At 33.3% G+C, this 14,750-nt stretch carries 9 protein-coding genes and 1 tRNA gene; 4 read left to right on the top strand and 6 right to left on the bottom strand.

Annotation, left to right across the window (positions count from 1 at the left end; translation table 11 throughout):
- Positions 1–26: 26 nt before the first annotated feature.
- The 6 genes from L1276_RS14920 to L1276_RS14895 form a co-directional block, all read right to left on the bottom strand.
- Entirely contained in the window at positions 27–2,516 is a 2,490-nt protein-coding gene (locus L1276_RS14920; RefSeq protein WP_253789100.1) for a DEAD/DEAH box helicase, read from the bottom strand.
- A gap of 2 nt (positions 2,517–2,518) precedes the next feature.
- Positions 2,519–3,286, bottom strand: coding sequence for a hypothetical protein (locus L1276_RS14915; RefSeq protein ID WP_253789099.1), 768 nt, complete (start codon positions 3,284–3,286; stop codon positions 2,519–2,521).
- Between the two features lie 209 nt (positions 3,287–3,495).
- Positions 3,496–4,296 (bottom strand): TatD family hydrolase, encoded by an 801-nt coding sequence (locus L1276_RS14910; RefSeq protein WP_253789098.1) that lies wholly within the window; start codon positions 4,294–4,296, stop codon positions 3,496–3,498.
- A gap of 527 nt (positions 4,297–4,823) precedes the next feature.
- Positions 4,824–6,245, bottom strand: a complete 1,422-nt coding sequence (locus L1276_RS14905; RefSeq protein ID WP_253789097.1) for an RtcB family protein — start codon at positions 6,243–6,245, stop codon at positions 4,824–4,826.
- Between the two features lie 266 nt (positions 6,246–6,511).
- Entirely contained in the window at positions 6,512–8,752 is a 2,241-nt protein-coding gene (locus tag L1276_RS14900) for a hypothetical protein (protein WP_253789096.1), read from the bottom strand.
- A 251-nt stretch (positions 8,753–9,003) separates the two neighbouring features.
- Positions 9,004–9,120 (bottom strand) — tRNA-OTHER (locus L1276_RS14895).
- Between the two features lie 485 nt (positions 9,121–9,605).
- On the opposite strand from L1276_RS14895, the gene L1276_RS14890 reads away from it, so the two are divergent.
- The 4 genes from L1276_RS14890 to L1276_RS14875 all read left to right on the top strand — a co-directional run bounded on the left by L1276_RS14890 (position 9,606) and on the right by L1276_RS14875 (position 14,697).
- Positions 9,606–10,220 (top strand): hypothetical protein, encoded by a 615-nt coding sequence (locus tag L1276_RS14890; RefSeq protein WP_253789095.1) that lies wholly within the window; start codon positions 9,606–9,608, stop codon positions 10,218–10,220.
- 316 nt (positions 10,221–10,536) lie between these two features.
- A complete protein-coding gene (locus tag L1276_RS14885) occupies positions 10,537–11,574 on the top strand; it encodes a YafY family protein (protein ID WP_253789093.1) in 1,038 nt (345 codons plus the stop codon).
- Between the two features lie 221 nt (positions 11,575–11,795).
- On the top strand, positions 11,796–12,254 hold the full coding sequence (locus L1276_RS14880) for a MarR family winged helix-turn-helix transcriptional regulator (RefSeq protein ID WP_253789091.1): 459 nt from the start codon (positions 11,796–11,798) through the stop codon (positions 12,252–12,254).
- A 52-nt stretch (positions 12,255–12,306) separates the two neighbouring features.
- Positions 12,307–14,697 carry a 3-hydroxyacyl-CoA dehydrogenase/enoyl-CoA hydratase family protein gene (locus tag L1276_RS14875; RefSeq protein WP_253789089.1) on the top strand — a complete coding sequence of 797 codons (2,391 nt, stop codon included), beginning with the start codon at positions 12,307–12,309 and terminating at the stop codon, positions 14,695–14,697.
- Positions 14,698–14,750: the final 53 nt, after the last annotated feature.

The raw sequence follows: 14,750 nt of genomic DNA, 5'->3' as shown, positions 1-14,750 counted from the left end.
TTGTTCGCGTCTATAAACTGTGATCTCTAATTTAAATATTTCTCAATTTCAAATTTGAATAACTCAGGTTTTGATGAAAGATACTCTCTAAAAGTAATATTATTCTTTGCTCTTAAATTTCCATTATTATCTAATTCAATATTTGAAATTTGATCATCTTTCCTTAATTCAGAAATTGTACTTACACTCAATCCAAATCTAACTAAATCAATTATTGAACTATTAGTTGTGCCATAAACTATATTGAGATAATAATCATTTGAAATAATTTCAAAATCATGAAGAAATGAAATCAATTGAGTTATTTTATATCCTATAAAATCTTCTTCTATTTTTAATTTTACAATGGCAATATTTATCAAATCTACTTGAGAATCTGACAAATCAATATAAACCTTACTATCATATTTTTTTTCATCATCTTCATCATACTTTGATTTTTTCCCTGCTTCTTTTGACGTCAATTGACCATAGCTTGCTCCGATAAAAAGATAAGGATCATCTGTTTTTGCCTTTTTATCAAAATATTCTTTAGTTGAGATTATTCTTTGATTCAAATGCATATGCTGTACCACTTCAATGAAATTATTATAATAATTTCGCGCTTTTACTTCGTTTAAACGAGAAATTTCAAAATCAGTTATATTATCAACTTGATTTTTAACGAAAATTTCATTGATGATATCTACAATTTTATCATTTTCATTGAAAATATATTTCCTAATATTTTTAATTATAATTTGAATAGCTAAATCTACATTTTCAAAATAATTGTCAATGGAATTTTCTATACAATACCTCTTAATTCTTTCAAATTCGTTTTTTGGTTCTTCTAAAACAAAATCAGAAAAGTCATTTATTTTTTGATCTTCCAACTTTTGTTTTGTAATTCTTTCATCACTTGTAAGTTTCAATTCCTCTACATTATAACTTTCAGCAATTGGATTTTCAACAACATCTTTTACATTTTCACGATTTAACTTCTCCATTGTACTCTTCATTGATCTTTTTCCTTGAAATATTTCATGATCTAGAAAGTGAATTTTTGAAATTAATCTATCTAAAGTTTTATCATTAAAAATAAAATTCAATCTATTTGCTCTACCAATTAAATTAATTAAGTCATTATAAGATATGTTTTTTTTTCCAACTCTATTATTTGTAATGAAAATTGTTTCAATTGGCATATTAATTCCTTCAAGTACAACCTTATTTGCTACTAAATATTTGATCTCATCAATTTCTCTATATTTGCTTTCTATATATTCTTTTACGATATTAGGTATCTTACCATGTAAGTAAATAACTCCTTTACTTAGAAATTTAGCAAGTTTAAAATCTTTATGAACTTCTTTTTTTAATACGGAGATTATTTTTCTTATTGCCAAATTATCCTCTTTCGAATCTCTCAAATTATTGTATAATTTTTCTGCAAAAAGTTCGATTGTTGGTGGTTTATTCTGGTAAAAGAAATTCTTTGATTTTAAATTATAATTAATATAATCAAAATATTTAACGTTTAAATCAATAGAATAAGTTTCTCCGGAAAACCTATCAAAAAAGTAGCTTTTGTTACTATTAAAATAATAAACTTCAAAACTTTTAAAATCGTGATTCACTTTTTTGACTGAAATTTCTCCTTGGAAAGTTTTTTTCAATTTTAAGTTTTGAACTGAACCAATTAGCGGAGATAAATAAATAATTTTTTGATTACTATTTCTCTTATAATTTAATTGCAACAACCTAGCTAAAATAAAACTTCTCGAATCTCTTTTGAAAATATTATGCGCTTCATCTACAAATAAAAGATCATAATAATTTCTTTTATTCCTATTTAGAATACGTGTTGCTCTTTCCTGAGTTAAAATTCCAATAAATTTATTTTCATTAGAATACATTTCATCATGTAAAACCAATTTGTAATCGCCAGACAATTCTTTTAAATCAAGATAAGTTTGAATTAATAATGATTTTGTAGGTACAATAACAGCAATTTTATTTGGCTTATTTATTTTAATATAATCTTTAACTATTGAACTTTTTCCATATGAAGTCGGAGCGATATAAGCGATCTCATTCCCTTCAAAGCTTATAATATTTTCTCTAGAATTATTTTGTTCCAGAGACTCAACATAACCTTGTCTAATTTCATAATTATTCTTGAACAAGCTATAAGCAAAAGCATCAATAATAATATTTTTTGTATTTAATTTCAGTAATTCTTTTCGAAGTACAAACTCTATAAGTGGATAAAAACCTAGTTGCATAGATATATCATATAAAGCTTGATATTTGCTATATGAAATTGAATATTTTAAAATAATATAGTAACCTATTTTAAAATATGAAGTAAATCTTTTGTCCGAATCATATAACTTAAAAAATAATATAGAACAGCATAAAAGAAATTCTACTTCATCAAAAGACAATTCTCTGTTTAGACATAAATTTTTAAAATTATTTCTAAACTTTTCATTATTTCTTAATCTACGTAATTGCTCAATATCCTTTTCCACTATTAACTATTTATAAACTTTATAAAATCATCAACACTCTTTTTATTAACACACAAAACATTTAATTTTTTAGCTTCTTTTTTAATGACCTCCTTTTCTAATTTCTTTTTTAGTGCATCGTTATCAATTTTTTTCCAACTTCCTTTTAGATAAATTGTTGAACACGGTATTATATTAAATTCTTTAATTTTATGTTTTTTGTTATTGATAAAATCTGCGCTCAATTTTTTCATATTCTCTGTTAAAGTTTTATTTGGATTTGCTATTTGAATATGATGCTTTGCATTTTCCCAAGGATCATTTATCTTGAAATCTTTTACACTTGATTCTATTTTTGTTTTAATATCTGAATATGCTTTATTAATTTCGCTAAGGTGACTATTTGTAAGAACTGTAGTCGACTTACTTTCAACTAACCACATTTCATCATCCAACATATATAATCCATCAAATCCTTTCTTAGGCCCTCTTTCTTCCAAGTTTTTAAATAAAGAATACTGTTCAAATTTTCTAGATCGTAAGTATAAATGGCAAATAAATTCAGCAACAAATCCATTCTTAGCTCTTTCATCCTTTTTCTTTCTATCAATCCATATCTTAATTCTCTTCTTAACATCATTAATATCTTCATCATTAATAATTCCATTTCTAATGAAACCAATCTCTTCTTCAATTAATTTTACAAAATCCTTTGAATAATTTTCAACATTTATAAAGTTAAGTGTTACTTTCTTATCTAACTGAATTACTGAGTGATTGAAAATATTCATAATTTATTGTTTATCATTTTCTAATAAAAAGTCAATTTTCAAAGGTGCATAAAATTCTAATAATAATCTTATGGTTTTCCATAATTTATAGAATTATTTGCCTCAAATATATATAAACAAAAAACCTTCAAACCAAGTACAAACACCTGATTTAAAAGCCAACAAATAAAATCCTAACAGGTTTTAGAAACCTGTTAGGAAAACAAAACCTAAATCCCAAAAAAGCTTTTAGAATTTCGAGTCGTTTCCTCTGCCACTTTAGCTAAAGTAATTCCTTTAAACTGGGCAATTGTTCCGGCAACATACGGCAGAAAAGCAGGTTCGCAAAGGCGTTCGTGGTATTTCTTTAAGAGACTGTTCGGGACATTTTTAGGAAGCATAAAGGGCGCATCGGTTTCAATCATCATTCGGTCGAGCGGTACGTACTGAATGACTTCTTTTAAATGACTGAAACGTTTAGCATCTGAAATCGCTCCCGTAAAACCCAGATAAAATCCGTTATCGAGATAGATTTTTGCTTCTTGTAACGTTCCCGTAAAACAATGCACAACGGCTTTGGGTAATTGCGGTAAATAGTCTTTGGTAATATTCATAAAAGAATTAAAAGCACTTCTTTCGTGCAAAAACAAAGGTTTCTGAACTTCGATCGCCAATTCTAATTGGACTTTGTAACATTCTTCCTGTTTGTTTCGGGGCGAAAAGTCACGATCAAAATCGAGTCCGCATTCGCCAACCGAAACGACTTGTTTCTGCTTTAATAAATTCCGCAGTTTCGAAATACTCTGTGCATCAAAACTCTTCGCATCATGCGGATGTATTCCCGCCGTCGAATATAATATTCCCGGATATTGTTTTGCGATTTCTAATGAAGCTTCGCTGTTTCGTACGCTTGTTCCCGTGAGTATCATTTGCGATACATCGGCGTCGAGCGCGTCTTGTACGACATCGTCTATGTCGTTTTGGAATTGTTTGTTGGTCAAATTAATTCCGATATCTATATATGTTTTCATTTTTTTGTTTTTTGCCACTAAGGCACTAAGACACAAAGTTTTTTTATTCTTTGTGTTGGTTATTATTATTTTAAAGTTGCTAAGGTTCTGAGATACTAAGATGCTAAGTTTTTCTTTTTAATCTCGCAAAGTCGCAGAATTGCCAAGTTTTTGTTTCACGCAGATTTTGCAGATTCTAGCAGATTTAAAATAATTTTTATAAATAATCTGCGAGCATCTGCTTAAATCTTTTTAAATCTGCGTGAAAAAATCTTTAACCACAAAGTTTGTCATTTCGACGGAGAAGAAATCACACTAGAAACTCCGCATAGAATGTTTCCAATCTTTGTCAAATCCCGCGTGTGATTTCTCCCTTCGGTCGAAATGACAAACTTTGCGCAGAAAAATTCTTTGCGACCTTCGCGTAATTCTTAGCGCTCTTTGCGGTTAAAATTATCACAAAGTGTTAGACGCACTGCAGTGCGCCTCTACACTGAAAACTGTGACCGCGACTGAACACTAAAAACTGAACACTAAAAAACTGACCACTAATCCTCACGACTTCCATCATCCGCCATTCTAACCAGTTTCGGCGTAAATTTGGCAACCACATCTACTAAATCCTGTTGCGCTTCCATCACCTGATTGATATCTTTATACGCCATTGGTGCTTCGTCAAGACCTGCTCCGATAAGTGTAACGCCGTGATGCTGCAAAATCGATTTCATCTCATTTTTTGTGATGTTTTTTATGGCTTGGGTTCTGCTCATTTGTCTTCCTGCTCCATGCGAAGCCGAATTAATGGCGTTCTCCTCACCTTTTCCTCTCACCAAAAATCCCGGTGCGGTCATACTTCCCGGAATGATTCCCATAACGCCTTTTCCGGCTGGAGTTGCTCCTTTTCTATGTACGATCACTTCTTCGCCGTTCCAGATTTCTTTCCAGGCAAAATTATGGTGGTTTTCGACTTTCGCTAAAATGGTCGCACCCAAAGCGCGTTCCATTTTGTTATGGATAATCTCGTGACAAGCCGAAGCGTAATCTCCAGCCAAATTCATCGCCAGCCAGTATTCTTGTCCTAATTGCGAATTCATATCCAAATACGCTAAGTTTTTTGCCACATCAGGAAGTTTACATTCGTCTTTGGCGATTTTAGTATAATGTCCCGCAATGGTTGCGCCCATTCCGCGTGAACCCGAATGCGTTAACAAAGCGACGTATTTTCCTTTTGGGATATTCAAAACCGCATCGTCTTTTGCAAATTCCATGATTCCGAATTCCACAAAGTGATTTCCACCACCCGAAGATCCTAATTGCGACCAGGCTTTATCTTTTAAATTCTTCACAAACGGATTCATATTGAAAGTTTCATTCTCCAAAACCGCATGATCTGATTTGTACTGACCGTGAAATCCGTGTCCCGCTCCAAAAATAGAATTGGCAATTAATTCTCTTTTGAATTTAGCTTCGTTTTCAAAGTAAAAGTCTTCCGGAATATCATAAACCGACAACGCCATTCTACACCCAATATCAACTCCAACACCATACGGAATAATGGCATTTTTTGTCGCCAAAACTCCGCCAATCGGTAATCCGTAACCTTGGTGCGCATCTGGCATTAAAGCTCCCGCAACCGTAACAGGCAGTTTCATGGCAACCTCCATTTGTTTTCTGGCTCCGTCTTCGATATGATCTAATCCATAAGCCGAATACGCATTTGGGTTTTCATTTAAAGCAATGAAATCTTCCGGTTTTTCATTCGATTTTTCGATTAATGCAACAGCCAATTTGCTGAAGATTTTATCGTCGATATAGTTTTCCGGAGTTTCTAAGACGTTTTTGAAATTTGTTATCATTTCGTCTCTAGTGAATCCGTTTCTTTTGCTGTTTATTTTTAAGGCAATCCCAATTATTTTTCCTTCCGGGAATCCTAATTCTAATATATCTGTACCGTTTATTTGTGTTTTCATTATTTTGTTTTTTAAAGGGACAAAGGTCCAGAGGTTCATAGGTGCAAAGGTTTTATATTACTGCGCAGTTATTTTGCGTAGTTTTTATTTCACGCAGATTTTGCAGATTTAAGCAGATATTAAAAAAAAAAAAATTATGAATAATCTGCGCTAATCTGCCAAAATCATTTTAAATCTGCGTGAAACATTAATCTTTGCCGAGACGCACAGCAGTGCGTCTCTACAAAAACCTTAGAACCTCAGAACCTTAGAACCTTAGAACCTTTTTAATCAATTAATAATTGTGTAACAACTGCTGGATTCATCGCCCATTGAGCTGTATAAACCTCATCTGCAATTTCATTTTCGGTGATTGTTAAACCTTGAGCTTCCGCTTTAAGCTGTAACAAACTACCAATATTCAATTTGCTGTTTAGTTTTGATAATAATGTCTGAACGCCTTTGAAATCTAATCCGCCTACAACCTGACCTCCGAAAGTCATCTCTAACCAAACGATTTCTCTTCTGGCTACATCCAACACTCCAAAAACCAAACCTTTGGCAACATTCTGCGTCACACGAACCTGATGATCTACACACGACGGATCGTACGCTACACCAGTTCTCTCCGAAATTTTCATCGGGTGTTTGCTGTTCATCCAACCTACAATTAAATTTGGCGTAATACTTCCATTGCTGTACGCGTTGCAAGTAAAAGTTACAAATTTTGCTTTGGCTTTCGCCAATTCGTCGATGTTGATGTTGATATATTCGGCAGTTCCAATTTTATTTGGAATGCTTCGGATATCTCCGCTATGCTGACAACCTGTAGTAGTCAATCGGCTGAAAGAACAAATATCGGCTTTATCTTCATAAGCGATATGACAGCTTAAATCCATATCTAAATGTTGCGCTGGAAGATCTTTACCCCATTGCATAAACAATCGCAATTCGTTTCCTTCAACTGGGAAACGTGTTCCCATTAAAGCAACTGGCAAATCCTGAACGGTTTCGCTTCGATCTCCTATAGAAACCGGAATATTAAACAATTGCGGATCGATATAGATTGTTTTGTTGGTGTTCGCCATTTTCGCAAATCGTTTTTTCATGGCCAAAAGACACAATTCTTCGATTTGATTTTTCATCGCTTCCAACTGAAAATCTTCGTACAACTTTAATAAAGCATTTGCTTCGATTCGTTTGTTTGTTCCTCCCAAAGGTTTCACACTTCTCTGCATGTTTTTATCAAAATAATTTTGAGCATACATATTTAATGTAAACACCAATCGAGCCGGAACTTTATCGATGATTTCTTCAAAATGAGCAACAGTTTCCTCTGCTCCAAACCATAGCATGTTCGAGAATAAAGAACGAGCAAATAATCCTGGACGTTGTTTCAATAATCCAAATGTTTTATCGGCATCAAATTTCAATCTTGACGAATCTACTTTGCTCTGCCAAACATCGTACACTTGGTTGTAGAACACATCCATTAAAAAGTTCAATTTCTCAAACCCTTTTCTTTTGCTGTATTCTGCCAAACGCAACGCGCGGATAAAACGAACCCACATTCCTCTTTTTGGATGCATGGTTTCGCACATCGCTTCCACATCCATATTCATATTGTTTAACCAATTTGCGACCATTAAACATTCTTTTCGGGAATATTTTAGTTTCAAATCTTTTTGAGACGCAATTCTCGCCTGAACGCTTGTATCTAAAACATTATGAAAATGCTGTGCATTTTTTGATGTTCTTTTGATAATCGTTTTTGGCTCGATAATTTGAAGCATACCTGTGTTTTTATACCACAAGTATCGTAAGATATCTGTTGGCGTTTTTAAAAACTGAGACGCTTCGGCTTCTTTACCATTTTCAATCAAAAGATCAATCACCAGCATTAAAGTTTCCTTCATTGCCACCTCTGTTTTTGGTAAAGGCAAATATTGCATCGCCATTTTTAAACTATCTACCTGAGTAGCGTCTAAAGCGGTTTTAGATTGCAATAATGATATATAGAAATCATTTAAATCTTTTTCTGTCCACAAATCCAACATTTTCAATTTGCTTCCTTGTCCGATATTTTCCAGTTTTCCGAATTCAAAAGGAGTTCCGCAGAACGGACAACCGTTGTATCTTTCTAATGGAAAAGTATTATCAGGGATAATATGTCCGCATTGTAAAGTTGTTCCGTTTTTAGTTTTAAAAACATTTCCAAAATATGTGATAATATGATCTACAACAGATTCGCCTGTTGGAATATTCCATTCTTTTACCAATGGCGTCCAGTTTTTATCTGTTCCTAAAATTGCTCTCAAAACTTCTAAAACCTCGATTTTATAATTCGGGCTCACATTGTTTAAAGCATGTAATAATGATTCAGAAAATGTAAATCCAAGTTTTGAAACATTGGCTAACAAAACGGATGTTGTTCCTGATAAATTTTTAACGTCATTCATAATCATTTCTGACGGAATGAAAATAGCATTTTGGCGTAAACTGATTTTTAATAATTCTTTTGTTTTCATTTTTTTAATTTTTAAAATTTAGATAATTGCGTTTCTGAGTTCTACCTAAAAGAGTTTTGAAGTAAGAAACACTTGACCTGAAATTGGAGTGTAATTGATGAACTATTTTATCTGATGGGTTTCCCCGAGAAGTAAGTTGATCTTGACCCTCGTTTTTTTTTAATGATAATTTTAAAACTTTATAACCGTCAACTTCCTTTCGGAAGTCAGGAATCGAACCTAAGAAGTAAGTTTTACTTGACCAATAATTGTGAAGCAGGTGGGATTCGAACCCACGACCCGGACATTAGAAGTGTACGAAGTAAGTTTTAATTGACCTTTGAAGGATAATTTCAAAACTACCTGCTCTACCGCTGAGCTACTGCTTCATGATAATTAAATAAAAAGGTAATGGTGTAAGTGTGTACATTGGAAAGTGTTTTCGAAGTAACTCAAACTTGACCTGTTTTATTCTTTATTTTTATTTCTATGAACGTTTGTTTTTAATTCTGAACAAAGATTTTAAAACTAGTGCGCAGTTATTTTGCGTAGTAAAAATTTTGTTCCATTTTTTAAGAAATATAATTTGTTTTATTTCTTGAGCAAAGATTTCAAAACTACTACGCAATTATTTTGCGCAGTAAAAAAAGAATTTTAAATTTGAGTAAATATTAATTTGAAAAAAGCGCGTAAGTCCCAGAGGGACGACATATTTATAACTCTTTGATTATGCCTAAAAAGAGCCCCAGCGGGGCGACATATTTTTTAATAAAGCCCAACTTAAGTGTCGCTCCGCTGGAGCTTTATGATTGGGTCTTATAAATTAGCTATAAATATTTAGCTCCTCTGGAGCCTAAAAAATCCACTTACGATTATGAATTTAGAAAAAATTTATTCTGATTTACTTTCGAATATTGGCTTTTCAGCAAATGAAATTCAGCAAAACTGGACGGATTTAGAAAAGGCATATTCCAAAAAATCAAGGCATTATCATAATCTCACCCATTTACAAGAAATGATTACCAGTTTTGAAACGTATCGTGATAAACTTCAAAATCCTGACGAAATATTATTTTCTATTTTTTATCATGATTTTGTGTATTCGGCTTCCAAAAAAGATAACGAACTCAAAAGTGCAGAATATGCTTTGTCAATTTTAACTGAAAATAGCAATCTAAATAAACAATTAGTCTTTGATGCCATTTGTGCCACACAACAACATCAGCAAAATGAAATTGAAGATATTAATTGGTTAATCGATTTTGATTTGAAAATCCTTGCTAAAGATTGGGATGATTACAAAATCTATTTTGAACAGATTAGAAAAGAATACCGCATTTATCCTGATTTTCTCTACAAACCTGGACGTGCGAAAGCTTTGAAACATTTTCTGGAGAATGAGTTTATTTTTCAGACTGAGGAATTTCGGAATTTATATGAGGAGAAAGCGAGAATTAATATTGAAAAGGAAATTTCAATATTAACATAAAATATGTCTGTAGAGACGCACTGCAGTGCGTCTACGCAAAGTAATTCGACACCAATATAACGTAATAATTAAACATGTCGGGTTTTTGCTATGCGTTGTGGCTAATCGTTGCGGAGACGCACTGCTGTGCGCCTCTACGGTGCGTCTCTACGGAAAATTGGAACGAAAATAAAATCATTGAAAACGAGATTTCATTATTAACGTAAATGCGTGAGGGATTGAAGTGGAGCTCTTTTTTAAGGCGATTTTTCTTCGCCTTAAAAAAAGCGGGAACGTAAAGCCCGGCCCGGAGGGACACGCCCAAAATCATAAAAACATGTCACAAAACAAAAATGCCTTAATTCGCTACAAAACCATCGATAAATGTCTACAGAATAAATACAGGCAATGGACACTCGAAGATTTAATCGAAGAATGTTCTGAAGCTTTATCTGAATATGAAGGACGCCAAAACCCCATCAGTAAACGAACCATTCAGATGGATATTCAGCTGATGCGTAGTGAGAAATTGGGTTATAATGCTCCGATCGTGGTTTACGATAAAAAGTATTATAAATATGAAGACGAAGATTTTTCGATAACTGATATTCCGCTGACGGAGACGGACATGAATGTTTTAACCGAAACGGTTTCGATGTTGAAACAATTTAAAGATTTCTCTTTATTTAATGATGTCTCAGATATTTTACAGCGATTGGAGGATAAAATTTATTCGGAGAAATCACATACCAAACCTGTTATTTACCTGGATAAAAATGAGAAACTAAAAGGACTGCATTATCTGGACGAAATATATCAGGCGATTATCAAAAAAATGGTTCTGATTATTACTTATAAATCTTTTAAATCCGCTGAAGAAACAAAATTCCATTTTCATCCTTTTATATTAAAGGAATTCAATAACCGCTGGTTTTTAATCGGAAAGAAAAAAGCTTCACAGCCGATTACGAATTTGGCTTTGGACAGAATCATTTCTATTGATTACGATTTTAATCATCGTTATTTAGAGGAAGATTTTGACGCTGATGATTATTATAAAGATGTGATTGGCGTAACGGTGAATTCAGGATTGAACGCAAGAAGAATTGAAATATGGGTCGATGCTTCGAATGCGCCTTACGTACTCACAAAACCTTTGCATACTTCTCAGCGATTAATTAAAGAAAATGAAGATGGAAGTGTTATTCTGCATTTGTTTGTAATACCAAATTACGAAATGGAAAGGCTTTTATTAGGTTTTGGAAGCTGTTTGGAGATTTTAAGACCTGAAGGTCTGAGAAATCGTATGAAAAAGATTCTCCAAAATGCCCTTTCACGCTACGATTCTGAAGATTTAACTGAATTAAATGCATAATTTTTTAAAGAATACAGAATTAAATGCGTTTTAAAAACTAAAAAAAGATTTTTACAGCATAAAAAATGTTAAAATCTAAAAAAAGAATAGTATATTTCACTATAAATAAACCACCAAACCACTCTAAATCAGAGCGATTTTTTAACTAACCAAAAATTTATTAAAAAATTATATGCATGCATAGTATTTTTTAATTATATTTGAAATCGATATAGTTACCTATGAAAGACAAAACGATAGATTATATTTTAAGAGCGACATGGCAGGCTGTTTCAAGAATGTACAATGAAGAAGCTGCTAAATATGACGCAACAATGGCGACAGGATTTGCTCTTTTAAGTATGGACAAAGAAGAAGGAACTCCATCTACCGCTTTAGGTCCGAGAATGGGTATGGAAGCTACCAGCCTAACGAGAACACTAAAATCGATGGAAGAAAAGGGTTTAATTGTTCGCAAAAAAAATCCAAGCGACGGACGAGGAGTATTGATTTACCTAACCGACTTTGGAAAAGAAAAAAGAGATTTATCTAAAAATACAGTTCTGAAGTTTAATGAAAGCGTTAGAAAACATGTTTCGGATGAAAAGCTGAAACATTTTATCGAAGTTTCTGAAATCATAAACGAATTAATTCAGGATAAAAACATATTCAATCAAACAGAAAACACAGAAAATGAATAGTCTCTTTTAAGAGAAAAATTCAAATTCTACCCAAAAAACAAATTTTACAAATATGAAACGCACAATTAAAAAAGTTGCTGTAATTGGATCCGGAATTATGGGTTCAGGTATAGCTTGTCATTTTGCCAACATTGGTGTTGAAGTTTTACTGCTTGACATCGTTCCACGCGAGTTGACAGAAGCTGAAGCTAAAAAAGGATTAACGCTTGAAAGTAAAGCCGTTCGCAACCGTGTGGTAAACGAACATTTGGCGAATTCATTAAAATCGAAACCATCTCCTATTTACAGCCAAAAATTCGCAAACCGAATTACGACTGGAAATACAACCGATGATATGGCAAAAATTGCCAATGTTGACTGGATTATCGAGGTTGTTGTAGAGCGTTTAGACATTAAGAAATTAGTTTTTGAACAAATCGAGAAATTCCGTAAACCGGGAACTTTAGTTACATCTAATACTTCTGGAATTCCAATTCATTTTATGAGTGAAGGAAGAAGCGAAGATTTTCAACAACACTTCTGCGGAACTCACTTTTTTAACCCTGCGCGTTACTTAAAATTATTTGAAATTATTCCTGGCCCAAAAACTTCAACCGAAGTATTGGATTTCTTAAACGAATACGGATCTAAATTCTTAGGAAAAACTTCGGTTGTTGCTAAAGATACTCCGGCGTTTATTGGAAACAGAATTGGTATTTACGGAATCCAGAGTTTATTTCATTTAGTGAAAGAAATGGGATTAACGATCGAAGAAGTTGATAAATTGACAGGACCAGTAATTGGTCGTCCAAAATCAGCTACTTTCCGTACAGTTGACGTTGTTGGTTTAGATACTTTGGTACACGTTGCTAATGGTATTTATGAAAACTGTCCAACTGACGAACAACACGAATTGTTCAAGCTTCCTGATTTCATCACAAAAATGATGGAAAATAATTGGTTGGGAAGTAAAACGGGTCAAGGTTTTTATAAAAAAGTAGATAAAGACATTCTTTCTTTAGACTTAGATACATTAGAATACCGCGCTGCAAAAAAAGCAAATTTTGCTACACTTGAACTAACAAAAACTATCGATAAACCAATCAATCGTTTTAAAGTTTTAGTAAAAGGAACAGACAAAGCGGGAGAATTCTACCGTAAGAGTTTCGCCGGAATGTTTGCTTATGTGTCAAACAGAATTCCTGAAATCTCAGACGAATTATACAAAATTGACGATGCCATGAAAGCTGGTTTCGGATGGGAAAATGGTCCATTCGAAATCTGGGATGCAATTGGTGTTGCCAAAGGAATTGAAATCATGAAAGCAGAAGGTTTAGAACCAGCTGCATGGGTTACTGAAATGCTGGCTTCTGGAAGTGACAGTTTCTATTCTGTAAAAGAAGGAGCAACTTATTTCTATAACATTCCAACAAAATCACAAGTAAAAGTTCCTGGACAAGATTCATTCATTATTCTGAACAACATTCGCGAAAGCAAAAAAGTTTGGAGCAACAGTGGAGCAATCATTCAGGATTTAGGAGACGGAATTTTGAACTTAGAATTCCAATCTAAAATGAATACAATTGGTGGTGACGTTCTACAAGCTATCAATAAAGCAATTGACTTATCTGAAAAAGAATATCAAGGTTTAGTTATTGGAAACCAGGCAGCGAATTTCTCTGTTGGGGCTAATATCGGAATGATTTTCATGATGGCAGTTGAGCAGGAATACGACGAATTGAACATGGCAATTAAATTGTTCCAAGATACCATGATGCGTGTTCGTTACTCTTCTATTCCAGTTGTGGTTGCGCCTCACGGAATGACTTTTGGCGGTGGATGCGAAATGAGCTTACATGCTGATAAAGTGGTTGCAGCTGCAGAAACGTACATGGGATTAGTTGAATTTGGTGTTGGTGTACTTCCTGGTGGTGGTGGATCTAAAGAAATGGCTTTGAGAGCTTCAGATTTATTCCGCAAAAATGATGTGGAATTAAACGTTCTTCAAGAGTATTTCTTGACAATCGCAATGGCAAAAGTTTCGACTTCTGGTTACGAAGCTTTTGATACTGGACTTTTGCAGCATGGAAAAGATGTTATTGTAGTAAACAAAGATCGTCAGATTGCGGAAGCTAAAAAACATGCTTTGTTAATGGCAGAAGCTGGTTACACACAACCAATCAGAAGAACGGATGTAAAAGTATTAGGAAAACAAGCTCTTGGGATGTTCTTAGTAGGAACAGATCAAATGGAAGCTGGAAAATACATTTCTGAGCACGACAAGAAAATCGCTAACAAACTGGCTTATGTAATGGCTGGTGGTGATTTATCTGAAGCAACTTTAGTATCTGAACAATACTTATTAGATATCGAACGTGAAGCTTTCTTGAGTTTATGTACAGAACGCAAGACATTAGAAAGAATCCAGTACATGTTGACTAAAGGAAAACCACTTCGTAATTAGAAAATAGAACAAAGAGAATAGAATATAGATTCCAGACTTTGTAAAGTCTATTT

Origin of the sequence: Flavobacterium sp. HSC-32F16 (genome assembly GCF_024171645.1) — a bacterium.
GTDB lineage: Bacteria > Bacteroidota > Bacteroidia > Flavobacteriales > Flavobacteriaceae > Flavobacterium.
The sequence above is the reverse complement of the archived record's forward strand: the minus strand, read 5'-3'. Positions and strand labels throughout refer to the sequence as shown.

Coding starts and splice junctions, on each gene's coding strand:
- L1276_RS14910 (WP_253789098.1), bottom strand. CDS start 4,296: ATGAAAACATATATAGATATCGGAATTAATTTGACCAACAAACAATTC.
- L1276_RS14905 (WP_253789097.1), bottom strand. CDS start 6,245: ATGAAAACACAAATAAACGGTACAGATATATTAGAATTAGGATTCCCG.
- L1276_RS14885 (WP_253789093.1), top strand. CDS start 10,537: ATGTCACAAAACAAAAATGCCTTAATTCGCTACAAAACCATCGATAAA.
- L1276_RS14875 (WP_253789089.1), top strand. CDS start 12,307: ATGAAACGCACAATTAAAAAAGTTGCTGTAATTGGATCCGGAATTATG.
- L1276_RS14880 (WP_253789091.1), top strand. CDS start 11,796: ATGAAAGACAAAACGATAGATTATATTTTAAGAGCGACATGGCAGGCT.
- L1276_RS14915 (WP_253789099.1), bottom strand. CDS start 3,286: ATGAATATTTTCAATCACTCAGTAATTCAGTTAGATAAGAAAGTAACA.
- L1276_RS14890 (WP_253789095.1), top strand. CDS start 9,606: ATGAATTTAGAAAAAATTTATTCTGATTTACTTTCGAATATTGGCTTT.
- L1276_RS14900 (WP_253789096.1), bottom strand. CDS start 8,752: ATGAAAACAAAAGAATTATTAAAAATCAGTTTACGCCAAAATGCTATT.